The sequence below is a fragment of the Enterobacter sp. T2 genome, assembly GCF_010692925.1.
Lineage (GTDB): Bacteria > Pseudomonadota > Gammaproteobacteria > Enterobacterales > Enterobacteriaceae > Enterobacter > Enterobacter kobei.
Genome location: NZ_CP048736.1, coordinates 914,822 through 929,227, shown reverse-complemented (window position 1 = coordinate 929,227; position 14,406 = coordinate 914,822). Strand labels below are relative to the sequence as shown.

Sequence of the window (14,406 nt, the reverse complement as noted above, 5' to 3'; positions counted from 1 at the left end):
CCTACAAATGCTGCTCGAGCGTTTAACTCACCAACGCCTGTCCGTCTTTACGGCTCTCCGTTGCCGCCACGTAATGCCCTTCCGGAAGGCGATAAATCACCTGCGCACCGCCGAAGTTATAATCCTGCAGCGGATCTTCCACCACGATCTGGTGTCCGCGTTCGCGCAGCGCGGCGATAGTATTGCGATCGAACGTTGATTCGACGATCACTTCCCTGCCCTGCACCACGCGCCAGCGCGGAGCGTCAATCGCCGCCTGCGGGTTTTGCCCGTGCAGCATAATGCGCAGCGCCATCTGCATGTGTCCTTGCGCCTGCATCGGGCCGCCCATCACGCCGAAGGACATCAACGGCTTGCCGCTGCCGTCCATTGCAAAGCCCGGAATGATGGTGTGGAACGGACGCTTGCTGCCCGCCAGCGCGTTTGGATGATTAGGATCCAGCGAAAAACCACAGCCCCGGTTTTGCAGGCTAATCCCGGTGTCTGGCACCACGATCCCTGAACCAAACCCCATATAGTTGGACTGAATAAAGGAGACCATCATCCCGCTGGCATCCGCAGTGCTGATGTAGACCGTACCGCTCTGGGTGGGTGAACCGTAGACAAAATCAGAGGCGCTTTCGTGGTTGATAAGCGCCGCACGCGATTTCAGGTAATGATCGCTCAGCAGCTCTTTGGCCGCGAACGCCATATGATCTTCATCCGCCACGTAGCGGTCGAGATCCGCCAGCGCCAGCTTCATCGCTTCAATGGACAAATGCAGAGACTGCACGGAGTCCGGATGATGCTGCTCGATGCCGCACTGCTCCAGAATACCCAGCGCAATCAGCGTGGCGATCCCCTGGCCGTTTGGCGGCAGCTCCTGCACCGAACCACCCGCGAAGTCGCGTGACAGCAGGTCTACCCAGTCCACGCGGTGGCTGGCGAGATCTTCAGCCGTCAAATGCGCGCCGTGTTCTTTGGCGAAGGCGGCAATTTTCTGCGCCAGCTCGCCGCGGTAAAACGCATCGCCGTTGGTTTTCGCTATCAGTTCCAGCGAATTCGCCTGCGCCGGGTTACGGAAGATCTCCCCCACTCGCGGCGCGCGACCTTCCGGCGCGAAGCAGGCGCTGAAGCCAGGCTGGTCTTTCAGCTTGTTGTAGCCGCGCTGCCAGAGATGGCCAATCAGCGGCGAAACCGGGAAACCGTTTCGCGCATAGTCAATGGCTGGCTGCGCCAGCGTGGTCAGCGGCAGCGTGCCGAAACGCTCTGCCAGTGCAACCCAGCCGGATACCGCACCGGGCACGGTCACGGCGTCCCAGCCGATTTCGGGTACCGCCGTTTTTCCGGCAAAGAGATCCGCATGCCAGCTGGCCGGTGAGCGCCCCGACGCGTTCAGACCGTGAAGTTTTTCACCGTCCCAGACGATGGCAAAGGCATCACTGCCGATCCCGTTACCGGTCGGCTCGACTACCGTCAGCGCCATCGCGGTGGCAATCGCCGCATCAACAGCATTACCGCCCAGCTGCAGCATTTTCATTCCTGCCTGCGCCGCCAGCGGTTGCGAAGTGGCAACGGCGTTATGGCCCATCATCGGAGGGCGTCGTGATTCGTAACCGGACGTAAAATCAAGCGCTTTAGTCATCATGACTCCTTAGTCGTGGCGCGGATCGAGCGCATCGCGCAGCCCGTCGCCAAGTAAATTAAAGCCCTGCACGGCAAGGAAAATTGCCACGCCGGGGAAAACGGACATCCACGGCGCCTGCTCAAGAAAACCTTTCGCGGTGTTGAGCATTGACCCCCAGGACGGATTGGGCGGCTGCTGCCCCAACCCTAAAAACGACAGGCTGGCTTCGGCGATAATCGCCGAGGCAATCGCCAGCGTGGACTGTACCAGGATCGGTGACATCACGTTGGGCAGCACGTATTTGATGATGATCCAGCGATCCGGCAGGCCAATCGCCCGCGCGCCGTCGATGTACTCTTCGTTGCGGATGGCGATCACCTGCCCACGCGTCAGACGGGCGAAGATCGGCATCGCGGAAAGGCCAATGGCGATCATCGCGTTGGTCAGGCTTGGGCCTAAAAATGCCCCCAGCGCGATCGCCATGATCAGAAACGGGCAGGCCAGCAGCGCTTCAATGAAGCGCGAGATCACCCCATCCCACATCTTCTGGAAATACCCCGCTACCAGCCCCAGCGGCACGCCGATCGCTACCGCGATAACGACCGACATACAGCCCGCCATCAGCGAAGTTCGCGCCCCCCAGATAATGCGGGATAAAATGTCGCGCCCAAGCTCGTCGGTGCCGAACCAGTACATTGCCGACGGCGCTTTACGCACCGCGAGGAAGTTGGCTTTGACCGGGTCGAACGGTGCAATCCACGGCGCCAGAAGCGCCACCAGCACAAAGAAGCCCACCACCACCGCGCCAATCACCGCACTTTTATTGGCGAGGAATTTCTTTAGCACCCGGTTTTGCGCGCGCGGCAGCGCGGGCACAGCGGTTTGCGTCGTCAGTTCCGCCATGGTTAACCTCGCATTTTCGGGTTGATAAGAACGTAGAGCACGTCAGCCAGCAGGTTGAGCAGCAGGAAGCCGATCGCCACGATCAGCACCACGCCCTGCACCACCGCGTAGTCTCGGTTAAATACCGAATCGACGATCATCTTGCCGAAGCCGGGAATGGTGAAGACCTGCTCGGTCAGCACCGCACCGCCCAGCAGCTCACCAAACAGCAGCGTCGTAAGGGTGATCACCGGCACCAGCGCATTGCGAAACGCGTGCTTTAAGATCACCGCTTTCGGCAGTAATCCTTTCGCGCGCGCGGTGCGGATGTAATCCGCTTTCAGGACCGCAATCATCGATGCTCGGGTATGGCGCATCAGCGTCGCCGCCAGCCCTGTTCCGAGAACGGCTGCGGGCAGCAGCAGCGTGCGCAGGTTTTGCACCGGATCCTCACTGAACGGTACATAACCGGACGCGGGAAGCCACTGCAGGTTCACCGAGAAGACCAGAATCAGCAGGATCCCCAGCCAGAAATGGGGGATCGAGATCCCCGAGATCGCCACAAAGTTCGCCCCGTGATCGACCCAGCTGTTTTTGTTCACTGCCGCGAGGATCCCCATGCTAATGCCAAATACCAGCGCGATAATCATCGCCAGCAGCGACAGCTCCAGCGTCACCGGCAGCTTACTGGCAATCAGCTGCGTCACCGGTTCGTGCGTGCGTAAGGAGACCCCCAGGTCGCCCTGCAATGCGCGCGATAACCAGTTGAAATACTGCACAGGAATGGGCGCATCCAGATTGAGCTCAGCACGCAACTGGGCGATAACCGCCGGATCGCGCTCCTCCCCGGCCATGGCGATCAGCGGGTCGCCGGGCAGCAGTTTTTGCAGGCCAAACACCATCATGCTCACCAGCAGCAGGGTCGGGATGGCCAGCAGCAGACGTTTGCAAATCAGTTCCAGCATGGGTTCTCCTCAGGACGTTTATTTCGCCAGCGTCAAACCCGCCAGACGCACGATGCCGTCCGGGTAAGGCTTAAAGCCCTGCACGCGCTTGTTCAGACCAAAAATGCGCGGCTCGAAGTAGAGGTAGGCAATCGGCATGTCGGTTTGCAGCTGTTTCACCACCTTGTCATACAGCGGCTGGCGTGCGGCCTGGTCGGTGCTCTGGCGCGCCTGAGTCAGCCATTCGTCGACCTGCGCGTTGCTGTAGCGTCCGTCATTCAGAGTGCCTTTGCTATGGACAAAGCCGTAGATGCTGCCGTCCGGGTCCGGGCGGCCCGACCAGCCGGAGAAACTGAGCTGATAATCACCACTCTGCTGACGATCCAGCAGCGTCGCGAATTCGGTCATCTGCAGGTTGAGCGTGAAGCCGGCCTCGGCAACCATTGCCTGCAGAACCTGACCCACCTGCTGCGAGGTCGGGTTGTTCGGCACCAGCAGGTTGACGGTCAGCGGCGTGGTGACGCCTGCCGCTTTGAGCAGCGCTTTGGCTTTATCGACGTCACGGGGCGGAACCGGCAAATTGACGTGATATGGGCTCACCGTGGAAAACGCCTGGTTTGCCGGCGTGTATAGCCCTTCAAAGACCACCTGATTTAGCGCATCACGGTCGATGGCCTGCGAAAATGCCTCGCGTACGCGGGCATCTCTGAACGGATCGTTCGCCGGGACCTTGCCGTTATTGATGTTGAAGGTAATACCCTGGTAACCCAGACCCGTTACCTTCGCCAGCGCCAGCTTGCTGTCGGCTTCAACGGTTTTAACGTCGCTGGCCGCAATGCCTTCGGTCAGGTCGAGATCGCCTGCCCGCAGGTTCGCGAGGCGCACGGAGGCGTCCGGGATCGGCAGATAAATAATTTTGTCGAAGTGGTAGGCGTCTTTATTCCAGTAATTGTCGAAGCGAGTCAGAACAATGCGGTCCTGGGACACGCGGCTGTCAAACTTATAAGGACCGGAACAGACCGGATGGGCGGCAAAGTCAGGCTTTTTCGCCGCGTCGGGTGCCATCATCGCGCCCGCGCGGTCAGTCAGCTGCGTCAGCAGCGCGGCGTCAGGGGTTTTCAGGTGCAGCGCAATCTGCATCGGACCGGTGACCTCTACCGATTCCACCGAGGAGATCTCGCTTTTGCGCAGGGAGCCTTTTAGGGTCAACGCACGGTCGAGGTTGTATTTCGCAGCAGCGGCGTCGAATTTCTCGCCGTCATGGAAGGTCACCCCCTCACGGAGATCCATGGTCAGCGTTTTGCCGTCATCGCTCCAGGCCCACGACTTCGCCAGACCTGGCACCACTTTCAGATGTTCGTCGACATCCACCAGCCTGTCGCACAGGGAAGCAAAGACAAAGCGGCCATAGTAGGTGCGCGCCAGATGCGGGTCGAGCATGTCCGGGTCAGCTCCCAGACCAATTCGCAGCACGCTTTCAGAATGGGCGGGCAGCGCCGCGCCAAGCAACATAACACTTCCCAGTACGGTCAAAAGAGAATTACGCATTGTCATTATCATGAGTTCCTTGAAGGAAGGGAGGAGTGAGTGGCCGCGTGTTCAAACAGCGCGCGGCGGCGCAGAAAAGCTGCGGATGGCGGTGCTATCTGAATAACACTGCGATCGCGATTGATGTCCTGCCAGCGGTGACAGGCAACCTGACGTCCACCGTCCAGCACCTGATTAATTGGCTCAACCTGACGGCATTCATCGGTAACATACGGGCAGCGGGTATGGAAACGGCAGCCGGATGGAGGGCTCGCCGGGTTCGGCAGATCCCCCTGCAGCAGCGGTGCGTCGCGTTCAATGCCCGGCTGCATCTGTGGTGCCGAGGCGATCAGTGCCTGGGTATAAGGGTGCAGCGGGGCGTCAAAGATCTCGTCGACGGTCGCAAGTTCAACGATTTGCCCGAGATACATGACCGCCACGCGGTCGCTCATATGGCGAATCACCGCCAGGCCGTGGGCAACGATCACCATCGTCAGCCCCAGCTGGTGCTTCAGGCTTTCCAGCAAATTGACGACCTGGGCCTGGACGGAAACATCCAGCGCAGAGACGGGTTCATCGCCAAGCAACAGCTTTGGTCCCGAGGCCAGCGCGCGCGCAATGCCGATACGCTGGCGCTGGCCGCCGGAAAATTCGTGCGGATAGCGCCCGGACCAGGCGGCAGGCAGGCCAACGGTTTTGAGGAGTTCGGCGACGCGATACTGTCGGTCGGCTTTCTTCATATTCTGGTGCAGCCACAGCGGCTCACCGACGATCTGCTCCACCGTCATGCGCGGGTTCAGCGAGGCAAACGGATCCTGGAAAATAATTTGCAGCTCACGCCGGAGCTGGTTCAGACGGGCGCCCGAGGCGTCGGTAATCTCCTCACCCTGGTAAAACACGCGCCCTTCACTGGCGGCGAGCAGGCGCAGCAGCAGACGCCCAAGGGTAGATTTGCCGGAGCCAGACTCGCCGACAATTGCCAGCGTTTCACCCGGCATCACTGCAAGCGAAACGCGATCGACCGCCGTGACAAACCGGGCCGGTGAAAAGAGTTTTTTCGGACCAGGGAAGCGCTTGCTGAGGTCGCGGGCTTCAAGAATTGGCGTAGTCATGCGGTCTCTCCCAGGGCAATGTGGTGTTCGAGCGGCACGCGGAAGCAGGCGACCTGATGACCCGCGCCGAGCGTGTTGAGCGGCGGTTTTTCATCATGGCAGCGAGACTGCGCAAACGGGCAGCGCGTCGCAAAACGACAGCCTTTAGGCATGGATTCCGGGAGCGGGACCGACCCGGGAATGGTGGAGAGCTGGCCTTTACGTGCACCCAGCGAAGGGATTGAGCCCATCAGGCCGATGGTGTACGGGTGCTGCGGGTCGGCAAAGATGGCCTCGACGCTCCCCTGCTCCACCACCTGCCCGGCATACATTACCGCCACCTGCTGGGCGACTTCGGCCACCACGCCTAAATCGTGGGTGATCATCAGGACCGCCGTGCCGGTTTCTTCTTTGAGGGTGTTGAGCAAGGTGAGGATTTGCGCCTGGATGGTGACGTCGAGCGCGGTAGTCGGTTCATCGGCAATCAGTAATTTAGGATGGTTGATCAGCGCCATGGCAATCATCACACGCTGGCGCATACCGCCGGAAAGCTGATGCGGGTAAGCCTTGAGGCGCATCTCCGCCGCGGGGATCTGCACCTTCTCCAGGATCTGCAGCGCGACCTTCATCGCCTCTGTGCGGGAAACGCTCTGGTGACGCATGACCGCTTCACTGAGCTGATCGCCTAATGTGAAAGCGGGATTGAGCGAGGTCATTGGCTCCTGGAAAATCATCGCCAGCTCGCTGCCGCGCAAATCGGCATAGTCCCGCGGCGAGAGCTTTCGCAGATCGTGACGGCGAAACTGCATTTCTCCGCTGACAATCTGCGCGCTGGCGGGCAGTAATCCCATCAGCGCCAGTGAGGTGATACTTTTCCCGCAGCCGGACTCTCCCACCAGCGCCAGCGTCTCGCCTGCTTTGACCGTCAGGGAAATGCCGTCCAGTACGCTAACCGGCGAGCCGGAAAATTTAACGTTGAGATTATTCAGCCGAAGTACAGGCGTGGTGTCCTTAAACGGGATCGTCGTCATAGCGTGAAGTCGTCCTCAAGGTGGATCGCCTGAATCAGGGCGGTTTGCAGGCTAAGCAGGTGTTCGCGCATGGCGGCAGCTGCTTCATTAGGCTGGCGATGGATAATCGCAGACATGATCTTGTGATGGTGGTCGTTATAACTATCGACACGTTCGGGCGTGCGGGCTAATTCGCGCAGATGCTGCCAGCCCGGTTCGCGCCGCACGGCATCAATCGCGTCAAACAGGCCGAGCATCAGGCGGTTGCCCGCAGCCTCGGCAATAGCGCGGTGAAAGGCGCTATCCCACAGTTCGTTGAGATCGCGGTCATCCGGGCTGACCTTGTCGATGCGTTCCAGCATGCGCTGCATGAGCGCGAGGTTTTCCCTGGTGGCACGCAGTGCCGCAAGCCGGGCTAAGCCGGGTTCGAGCTGTAGACGAGCTTCCATGACTTCCAGCAGGTTGGTTTGCTGAACCAATCCCTGAAGCGCCAGCGGTTCAACAGGGGCTGCGGGACCAATAAAGGTGCCTTTACCCTGTTTACGCCAGATCCGTCCTTCCTCTTCCAGCACATCCAGCGCGCGACGCACTTCGCGTCGTCCTACGCCGAGAGTTTCCGACAGCTCACGTTCCGTGGGCAGCGGAGTGCCTGGTGTTGACTCATGCTGGTTGATAAGCCCGCGCAATTGCTCAAGCGCGGTACTGGAATTGGCCAGAAACCGTGACGGTTTTTCCATATTGGTTCGCTCGCTATCATCATTATTTTCTTTTTATTAACGATAAGTTATTGATATGGAATGAACCTTATCGTGCTAATGATTAAGCAATAACCGAACCAATTATTTATTGGTTCAAAAACTTTCACGATATCCACTGTAAGCGAATGATTTCATGAAAATTATTTTTACAAAGCGACACAGTCTGATGAAGGCCAGGAAAGTGGCAGGGCGAAAGAATGCACAAACACAGTGCAAATCACGCACTAATGTTGTGCAAATGTTAATTAATTGCACCACATAAATTAACATTTTGTTAATGAAAAGAAAGGGGGGATAAAAGACACAGGCTGTTGAAACGACGAAGGCCTGAATCATTTCTGATTCAGGCCTTCTGAATAGTGGCGGAACGGACGGGACTCGAACCCGCGACCCCCTGCGTGACAGGCAGGTATTCTAACCGACTGAACTACCGCTCCACTGTTCCCGTTTGGGGAACGAGGCGCATATTACGGTGTGCCTCCGATCTCGTCAACGCTTTTTCTCACGTTTTGAATCGTTTGCTGCAAAAATCGCCCAACCGATGATTTTACAGACATTATGGCGTTTTTTCAGGCGCGCCACATACAGCTGCCGCCCTTCTTCTGTACCAGATCGAGACGGGATTCATGGTTAAGTAACTCTTCATCACTGGCTAAAACAACCCGTAAACGACTTGCCTGACGAACCACGCGCTGGATGCCCGCTTCGCCCTGCGCCTGCTGCGACTCATTTTCCATGCTGAATTTCATCGACGTCTGACCGCCGGTCATCGCCAGATAGACATCAGCCAGAATCTGGGCATCGAGAAGTGCCCCGTGCAGCGTTCGCTTGGTGTTGTCTATTTCATAACGTGAACAGAGTGCATCGAGGCTGTTACGCTTGCCGGGAAACATCTTCCTCGCCAGCGCCAGGCTATCGGTCACTTTGCAGAAGGTATTGGTTTTCGGAATATCGCGATGGAGCTTACTAAACTCATAGTCCATAAAGCCGATATCGAACGACGCGTTATGGATGATTAACTCAGCCCCTTTTATGTAGTCGAGAAACTCGTCTGCCACCTCGGCGAAGGTCGGTTTATCCAGCAAGAACTCATCGGCAATACCGTGAACGCCAAACGCTTCTGGATCCACCAGCCGATCGGGTTTGAGGTAGACGTGGAAGTTGTTCCCCGTAAGACGACGGTTCACCACTTCAACGGCACCGATCTCAATGATCTTGTGCCCTTCGTAGTGCGCGCCGATCTGGTTCATACCGGTGGTTTCGGTATCGAGGACAATCTGGCGAGTAATTGCAGTGCTCATAGCGGTCATTTATGTCAGACTTATCGTTTAACTGAACGTTTCAATACAGGAAGTCTACCAGAGATGCGTAAACAGGTAGAAATTTTCACCGATGGATCTTGTCTCGGGAACCCAGGCCCCGGCGGCTACGGCGCGATTATGCGCTATCGTCAGCATGAGAAAACTTTTAGCGAAGGGTATTTCCTGACCACCAACAACCGTATGGAGTTGATGGCGGCCATTGTGGCGCTGGAAGCCTTAAAAGAACACTGCGACGTGGTGTTGAGTACGGATAGCCAGTACGTGCGACAGGGTATCACCCAGTGGATCCACAACTGGAAAAAACGCGGCTGGAAAACTGCAGACAAGAAGCCCGTGAAGAACGTCGATCTCTGGAAGCGCCTTGATGCGGCACTGGGCCAGCACGAGATTAAGTGGGAGTGGGTTAAAGGCCACGCCGGCCACCCGGAAAACGAACGCTGCGATGAACTGGCGCGCGCGGCGGCCTCAAATCCGGCCCATGAGGATACTGGCTACCAGCCTGAATCCTGATCAGGGTTTTCTGTACTGCCGCGTTGCGCCAACGGTCTGGCGGATGGGCGTTTTCGATTTGCTCTGCTTCATGGGGTTAAGCGTCAGAGGGATGGTTCGCTTACGCGCGACGATAAACTGCATGCAGCCTAATGCGGGCAAATGCGTACTCAATAAAACTCCCCCCTGACGTGCCCACGGCAGTACCTGAAAACCGCCATAGTTGAGCACTTCAAAGTTGAGCAGTGACAGCCAGTCGAGCTGGCGCATCATGGTGAACATCCGGCTGTTATAGGGTGGCGTTCGGCGCAATACAGGCACCAGCTTACGTAACCCCATCAGACTCAGCGGATTAAAACCGCTAAGTATCAGCCAGCCGTCATCAATCAGCACGCGATCGGCTTCACGCAGCATACGATGAGGATCGCTGCACCAGGGCAGCGCGTGGGCAAGAAGACACGCATCTACGGATTTTTCCGCAAACGGCAGATGCAATGGGTCAGCCTTCACCTGAACCGGCGATCCTCCGAGAGAGACATTGACCTGATGTGAGATGGCGCAGCTTTCGGTATTGATTTCTGCGCTGAGATTGCCAATCTTAAGCAGGTGAAAGCCATACATTTTCGCGAGCCAGGGCTTCAGCTGTTGCTCAAGCTCCTCGCGATAGTATTCACCCCAGGGCAATTCCGCCCAACGTTCCGGTGCTGCGACAGTCTGAGGTATCCTTGCCGGTTTCATCAAAACACCCGCCACGCTATAAGAGGTAATGTATGAATCTTATCAGTATTCCTGCTTTTCAGGACAATTACATCTGGGTTTTGGTCGATAACGATCGTCGATGCGTCATTGTCGATCCCGGCGAATCCGCCCCTGTGCTTGATGCAATAAAGGAGAACGCCTGGCAGCCAGAAGCCATTCTGTTGACGCACCATCATAACGATCACACTGGCGGCGTGCCGGAACTGCGCGCTCATTTTCCGCATCTTGTGGTTTACGGACCGGCTGAGACACAAGATAAGGGAACGACGCAAGTAGTCCAGGAGGGCGAAAATATCCACATCCGTGAGTGGGAGTTTTCCGTATTTGCTACGCTAGGTCACACTTTGGGACATCTGTGTTTCTACAGTAAACCTTATCTTTTTTGTGGCGACACCCTCTTCTCAGGCGGTTGCGGAAGACTTTTTGAAGGCACACCAGAACAGATGTATCAGTCTTTACAAAAGATTAGTGCTTTACCCGATGACACACTTATTTGTTGTGCCCATGAGTATACATTAGGGAATATGAAGTTTGCGGTGAGCCTCTTACCCGAGGATCGGGCGATTCAGGATTATTATCACAAAGTGAAGGAGTTACGTGCAAAAAACCAAAATACACTACCCGCAATTCTGAAAAATGAGCGCCGAATTAATTTATTTCTGCGAACAGATGATATTGATTTAATTAATAAAATTAACCAAGAAACAAATTTGCAACAACCAGAACAGCGATTTGCATGGTTAAGGTCAAAGAAAGATAACTTCAGATAAATGCGGGTTGCCTTTTCAAAATTTCGCCGTTATCATCGCTCGTCTTTTAAGCAACTATTGACACACACATGAAGGCAAAAGCGATATTACTCGCCTCTGTCCTGCTTGTAGGTTGCCAGTCGCAGAACGGCAGCAACGTACAACAGCACGCACAGAGCCTTTCTGCAGCTGGTCAAGGGGAAGCAGGGAAGTTTACAAGTTCGGCGCGCTGGATGGACGATGGGACATCTTTCGCGCAGGAGCAAGACTTGTGGACCTCTATTGGCGACGAGCTAAAGATGGGAATTCCGGAAAACAGCCGGATTCGCGAACAGAAGCAGAAGTATTTAAGAAATAAGAGCTATCTCCACGATGTAACGTTACGGGCAGAGCCGTATATGTACTGGATAGCCGGGCAAGTTAAGAAACGTAACATGCCTATGGAGCTGGTACTCCTACCCATAGTGGAGAGCGCTTTTGACCCACACGCGACGTCTGGCGCCAATGCCGCAGGCATTTGGCAGATCATTCCGAGCACCGGGCGAAACTATGGTCTGAAACAGACCCGCAACTATGATGCGCGTCGGGATGTTGTCGCTTCAACGACAGCCGCTCTCGACATGATGCAACGTCTGAATAAGATGTTTGACGGCGACTGGCTGTTAACGGTCGCAGCGTATAATAGTGGCGAGGGTCGTGTACTGAAGGCAATGAAAGCGAATAAAGCACGGGGTAAATCCACCGATTTTTGGTCGCTCTCACTGCCACAGGAAACGAAGATTTACGTACCGAAGATGCTGGCCTTGAGCGATATTCTCAAGAACAGCAAGCGTTACGGTGTACAACTGCCAACACCAGACGAAAGTCGTGCACTGGCGCGCGTTCGCCTCAGCAACCCTGTGGATATTCAACAGGTTGCTGATATGACGGGTATGTCGGTAAGTAAACTTAAAACCTTTAATGCAGGCGTTAAAGGCTCAACGCTGGGGGCTAGCGGCCCGCAGTATGTGATGGTTCCGCAGAAACATGCTGAGCAATTGCGTGAGTCTTTAGCATCGGGTGAGATTGCCGCCGTTCAGTCAACGCTGATCGCCGATGCTTCATCCGTTAACAGCCGCAGCTATAAGGTGCGTTCAGGTGATACGCTTTCTGGCATTGCATCACGTCTTGGCGTGACGGCGAAAGATCTGCAGCAGTGGAATAATCTGCGCAGCTCAGGTCTGAAAGTGGGTCAAACTCTGACGGTAGGCGCAGGTAGCAGCGCACAGCGTCTCGCCAGCAACAGCGATAGCATCACTTATCGCGTACGCAAAGGCGATTCACTGTCCAGTATCGCAAAACGACATGGCGTGAACATCAAAGATGTAATGCGCTGGAACAATGATACTGACAATCTGAAACCAGGCGACCAGTTGACGTTGTTTGTGAAGAACAGCGCCACGCCAGACTCCTGATTACACGATCGAAAGATAAAAAGGCACCGATTCCCCTCGGTGCCTTTTTTGTTTATCCCACTTTTTGCGCTTCAGCCATGATGGTATCGCTGGTAAACGATCCATCCTCCCGCAATTCAAAGTACGCTTTTACCTCAGCAGAGGCACTCTCCTGATAGAGGCGAATCGCCTGACTTAATGCTTCCGGGGTACGCATACGGGCAATCCACGAAGGGTATTCCAGCGGCAAACGGTCTGTTGTTAACGTTCGGGTAATCAACCCCGCTTCAGTGATAAGCGATAACCACTCTCCGCTGGAGTAGTTTTGTACGTGGGAAGTATCACGCAGCGCTTCTACTGTCTGCAGCCAGATATCGCGCACCGGATGCCCGGGAGACATCACATCCATAATAATGAAGATCCCGCCCGGCTTCAGGACACGTTTGACTTCACGTAACGCCTGGCCGACATCATGCCAGTGGTGCGCGGAATAACGGCTAATCACCACCTCAAACGAGGCATCATCAAACGGTAAGGACTCGGCGTACCCCTGGCGCGTATCCACGTTGCTCAACCCTTTCGCCTTCGCCGCCTCAGCAACAACATCCAGCATCTGACTGGATAAGTCATACGCGGTGACCTTCGCCACCTGCTGCGCAGCCGTAAAGCTGGCATGCCCTGCCCCACAGCCTAAATCCAGCACGTGCGCCTGCGGGAATGCTGCCAGACGTTCGCCGAGACGCAGCAGGTCACGACCTGAAGCATGCACGGCGCTGGTCAGATAGGCATTTGCCTGGGAGCCAAACTGTTTTTCTACGTTGTCATGATGGGAGTGTGTTGTTGTCATCGTACTGTCCTTTGTTGGTTAAAAATAAAAGGGCAGCACCCGCGCAGGCCTGCCCCACGGCAGACCTGACACACCATTATTTATCAGGTTTGCCGGGACTGAATTCGACTAGTAGAGGGTTGTGATCGGAGGCGCGCGTGACCAGAACAGAGGCATCATGCACGCTCAGACCACGATAGAAGACAAAATCGAGAGGTCGACCAAAGGCTTTTTTACGCTGATCGTCACTAAAACGGACTTCACGCAGAGACATTTCACGCGCAAAGCGATACAGCGCATTCATGCGCGGACGACTCCAGGCATTGAAATCACCGGCCATAATGATAGGCCCGCTGTGGTGGGCAATTTGATCGCCAATGGGAAGTAACTGCTTACTGTACACATCCACGCCCAGGCTGAAATTTACCGCGTGGATGTTCACCACCATCAGCATCCGGGTATCCGGCAGCGGATAGACGGTCACCAGCGCCGATTTCGCCAGACGCAGTATAGGCTCGCGCTCACGCAGCGGGCAGCAGTAAACCGGGTGTGCTGAAGAGAGGGTCATCACGCCTGAAGGATGTTGCGGCAGGACAAACGCCGGCACCTGGTCGGCAGCAAGATAGTTCGTTGTGGCAAACCGAACCAGTTCAGGTGTGGTTTGCGCCTCCTGAAGCAGAACCAGATGAGCATCTTTACCAAAATTCTTGAGTACCGATAACCACTCCGCACGCTGCTGCTTAAAGATATTCCAGACCAGTACCCGAATTTTGTCATCGCTGCTTAACGGTGTCCCTGCGGGTAATGCCTGGCTTATGCTCGCAAACGACCCCGGAGGCAAGATCCTCTCCGCGGGCATTCCGGCAACATAACGCATGGCATAGGTATTTTTTCGCACTTTTGGAAACGGCCTCTGTAACATGAACCAGCCCGAAAACGGACTGGTTCTAATGTTATAGGGACTTTAGGTCACACTTTCAACGCAATTTCTGAGAAACCGCTTTCCAGTT

General features: G+C 55.9%; 14 protein-coding genes and 1 tRNA gene. 3 read left to right on the top strand and 12 right to left on the bottom strand.

What is annotated here, in order from left to right:
* Nucleotides 1–22: 22 nt before the first annotated feature.
* From G0034_RS04375 to dnaQ, 9 genes are all read right to left on the bottom strand, one after another.
* The gene (locus G0034_RS04375) at nucleotides 23–1,624 is read right to left on the bottom strand and encodes a gamma-glutamyltransferase family protein (RefSeq protein WP_032637421.1); all 1,602 of its coding nucleotides are present in this window, start codon (nucleotides 1,622–1,624) and stop codon (nucleotides 23–25) included.
* A gap of 9 nt (nucleotides 1,625–1,633) precedes the next feature.
* A complete protein-coding gene (locus G0034_RS04370) occupies nucleotides 1,634–2,509 on the bottom strand; it encodes an ABC transporter permease (protein ID WP_179120543.1) in 876 nt (291 codons plus the stop codon).
* A gap of 2 nt (nucleotides 2,510–2,511) precedes the next feature.
* Nucleotides 2,512–3,453: an ABC transporter permease gene (locus G0034_RS04365; protein WP_047027768.1), complete on the bottom strand. Its 942-nt coding sequence runs from the start codon at nucleotides 3,451–3,453 to the stop codon at nucleotides 2,512–2,514.
* Between the two features lie 18 nt (nucleotides 3,454–3,471).
* On the bottom strand, nucleotides 3,472–4,986 hold the full coding sequence (locus G0034_RS04360) for an ABC transporter substrate-binding protein (RefSeq protein WP_232952367.1): 1,515 nt from the start codon (nucleotides 4,984–4,986) through the stop codon (nucleotides 3,472–3,474).
* Nucleotides 4,987–4,988: 2 nt separating this feature from the next.
* A complete protein-coding gene (locus G0034_RS04355) occupies nucleotides 4,989–6,071 on the bottom strand; it encodes an ABC transporter ATP-binding protein (protein ID WP_023332156.1) in 1,083 nt (360 codons plus the stop codon).
* Complete coding sequence (locus G0034_RS04350) at nucleotides 6,068–7,081, bottom strand: ABC transporter ATP-binding protein (protein WP_014882663.1); 1,014 nt, start codon at nucleotides 7,079–7,081, stop codon at nucleotides 6,068–6,070. The genes G0034_RS04355 and G0034_RS04350 overlap by 4 nt, the downstream gene beginning before the upstream one ends.
* Entirely contained in the window at nucleotides 7,078–7,797 is a 720-nt protein-coding gene (locus tag G0034_RS04345) for a FadR/GntR family transcriptional regulator (protein WP_014882662.1), read from the bottom strand. The genes G0034_RS04350 and G0034_RS04345 overlap by 4 nt, the downstream gene beginning before the upstream one ends.
* Nucleotides 7,798–8,178: 381 nt before the next feature.
* Nucleotides 8,179–8,255: transfer RNA gene (locus G0034_RS04340), tRNA-Asp, on the bottom strand.
* A gap of 132 nt (nucleotides 8,256–8,387) precedes the next feature.
* A complete protein-coding gene (dnaQ, locus tag G0034_RS04335) occupies nucleotides 8,388–9,119 on the bottom strand; it encodes a DNA polymerase III subunit epsilon (protein WP_032629739.1) in 732 nt (243 codons plus the stop codon).
* Between the two features lie 63 nt (nucleotides 9,120–9,182).
* On the opposite strand from dnaQ, the gene rnhA reads away from it, so the two are divergent.
* Nucleotides 9,183–9,650, top strand: a complete 468-nt coding sequence (gene rnhA, locus G0034_RS04330; protein WP_014882660.1) for a ribonuclease HI — start codon at nucleotides 9,183–9,185, stop codon at nucleotides 9,648–9,650.
* Here the strand turns inward: rnhA and G0034_RS04325 are convergent, their stop codons facing one another.
* Nucleotides 9,651–10,367, bottom strand: coding sequence for a class I SAM-dependent methyltransferase (locus G0034_RS04325; RefSeq protein ID WP_179120542.1), 717 nt, complete (start codon nucleotides 10,365–10,367; stop codon nucleotides 9,651–9,653).
* A 32-nt stretch (nucleotides 10,368–10,399) separates the two neighbouring features.
* Here G0034_RS04325 and gloB point away from each other — a divergent pair, with 32 nt between their 5' ends.
* Entirely contained in the window at nucleotides 10,400–11,158 is a 759-nt protein-coding gene (gene gloB, locus G0034_RS04320) for a hydroxyacylglutathione hydrolase (protein WP_179120541.1), read from the top strand.
* A 68-nt stretch (nucleotides 11,159–11,226) separates the two neighbouring features.
* Entirely contained in the window at nucleotides 11,227–12,591 is a 1,365-nt protein-coding gene (gene mltD / locus G0034_RS04315; RefSeq protein ID WP_023336785.1) for a murein transglycosylase D, read from the top strand.
* A gap of 52 nt (nucleotides 12,592–12,643) precedes the next feature.
* Here mltD and G0034_RS04310 read toward each other — a convergent pair whose 3' ends face one another.
* Nucleotides 12,644–13,417 carry a class I SAM-dependent methyltransferase gene (locus tag G0034_RS04310; RefSeq protein WP_014882656.1) on the bottom strand — a complete coding sequence of 258 codons (774 nt, stop codon included), beginning with the start codon at nucleotides 13,415–13,417 and terminating at the stop codon, nucleotides 12,644–12,646.
* Between the two features lie 76 nt (nucleotides 13,418–13,493).
* Nucleotides 13,494–14,294 (bottom strand): endonuclease/exonuclease/phosphatase family protein, encoded by an 801-nt coding sequence (locus tag G0034_RS04305; protein ID WP_014882655.1) that lies wholly within the window; start codon nucleotides 14,292–14,294, stop codon nucleotides 13,494–13,496.
* Nucleotides 14,295–14,406 lie beyond the last annotated feature (112 nt).

Coding starts and splice junctions, on each gene's coding strand:
- G0034_RS04355 (WP_023332156.1), bottom strand. CDS start 6,071: ATGACTACGCCAATTCTTGAAGCCCGCGACCTCAGCAAGCGCTTCCCT.
- G0034_RS04370 (WP_179120543.1), bottom strand. CDS start 2,509: ATGGCGGAACTGACGACGCAAACCGCTGTGCCCGCGCTGCCGCGCGCG.
- G0034_RS04365 (WP_047027768.1), bottom strand. CDS start 3,453: ATGCTGGAACTGATTTGCAAACGTCTGCTGCTGGCCATCCCGACCCTG.
- mltD (WP_023336785.1), top strand. CDS start 11,227: ATGAAGGCAAAAGCGATATTACTCGCCTCTGTCCTGCTTGTAGGTTGC.
- dnaQ (WP_032629739.1), bottom strand. CDS start 9,119: ATGAGCACTGCAATTACTCGCCAGATTGTCCTCGATACCGAAACCACC.
- rnhA (WP_014882660.1), top strand. CDS start 9,183: ATGCGTAAACAGGTAGAAATTTTCACCGATGGATCTTGTCTCGGGAAC.
- gloB (WP_179120541.1), top strand. CDS start 10,400: ATGAATCTTATCAGTATTCCTGCTTTTCAGGACAATTACATCTGGGTT.
- G0034_RS04350 (WP_014882663.1), bottom strand. CDS start 7,081: ATGACGACGATCCCGTTTAAGGACACCACGCCTGTACTTCGGCTGAAT.
- G0034_RS04345 (WP_014882662.1), bottom strand. CDS start 7,797: ATGGAAAAACCGTCACGGTTTCTGGCCAATTCCAGTACCGCGCTTGAG.
- G0034_RS04360 (WP_232952367.1), bottom strand. CDS start 4,986: ATGACAATGCGTAATTCTCTTTTGACCGTACTGGGAAGTGTTATGTTG.
- G0034_RS04310 (WP_014882656.1), bottom strand. CDS start 13,417: ATGACAACAACACACTCCCATCATGACAACGTAGAAAAACAGTTTGGC.
- G0034_RS04325 (WP_179120542.1), bottom strand. CDS start 10,367: ATGAAACCGGCAAGGATACCTCAGACTGTCGCAGCACCGGAACGTTGG.
- G0034_RS04375 (WP_032637421.1), bottom strand. CDS start 1,624: ATGACTAAAGCGCTTGATTTTACGTCCGGTTACGAATCACGACGCCCT.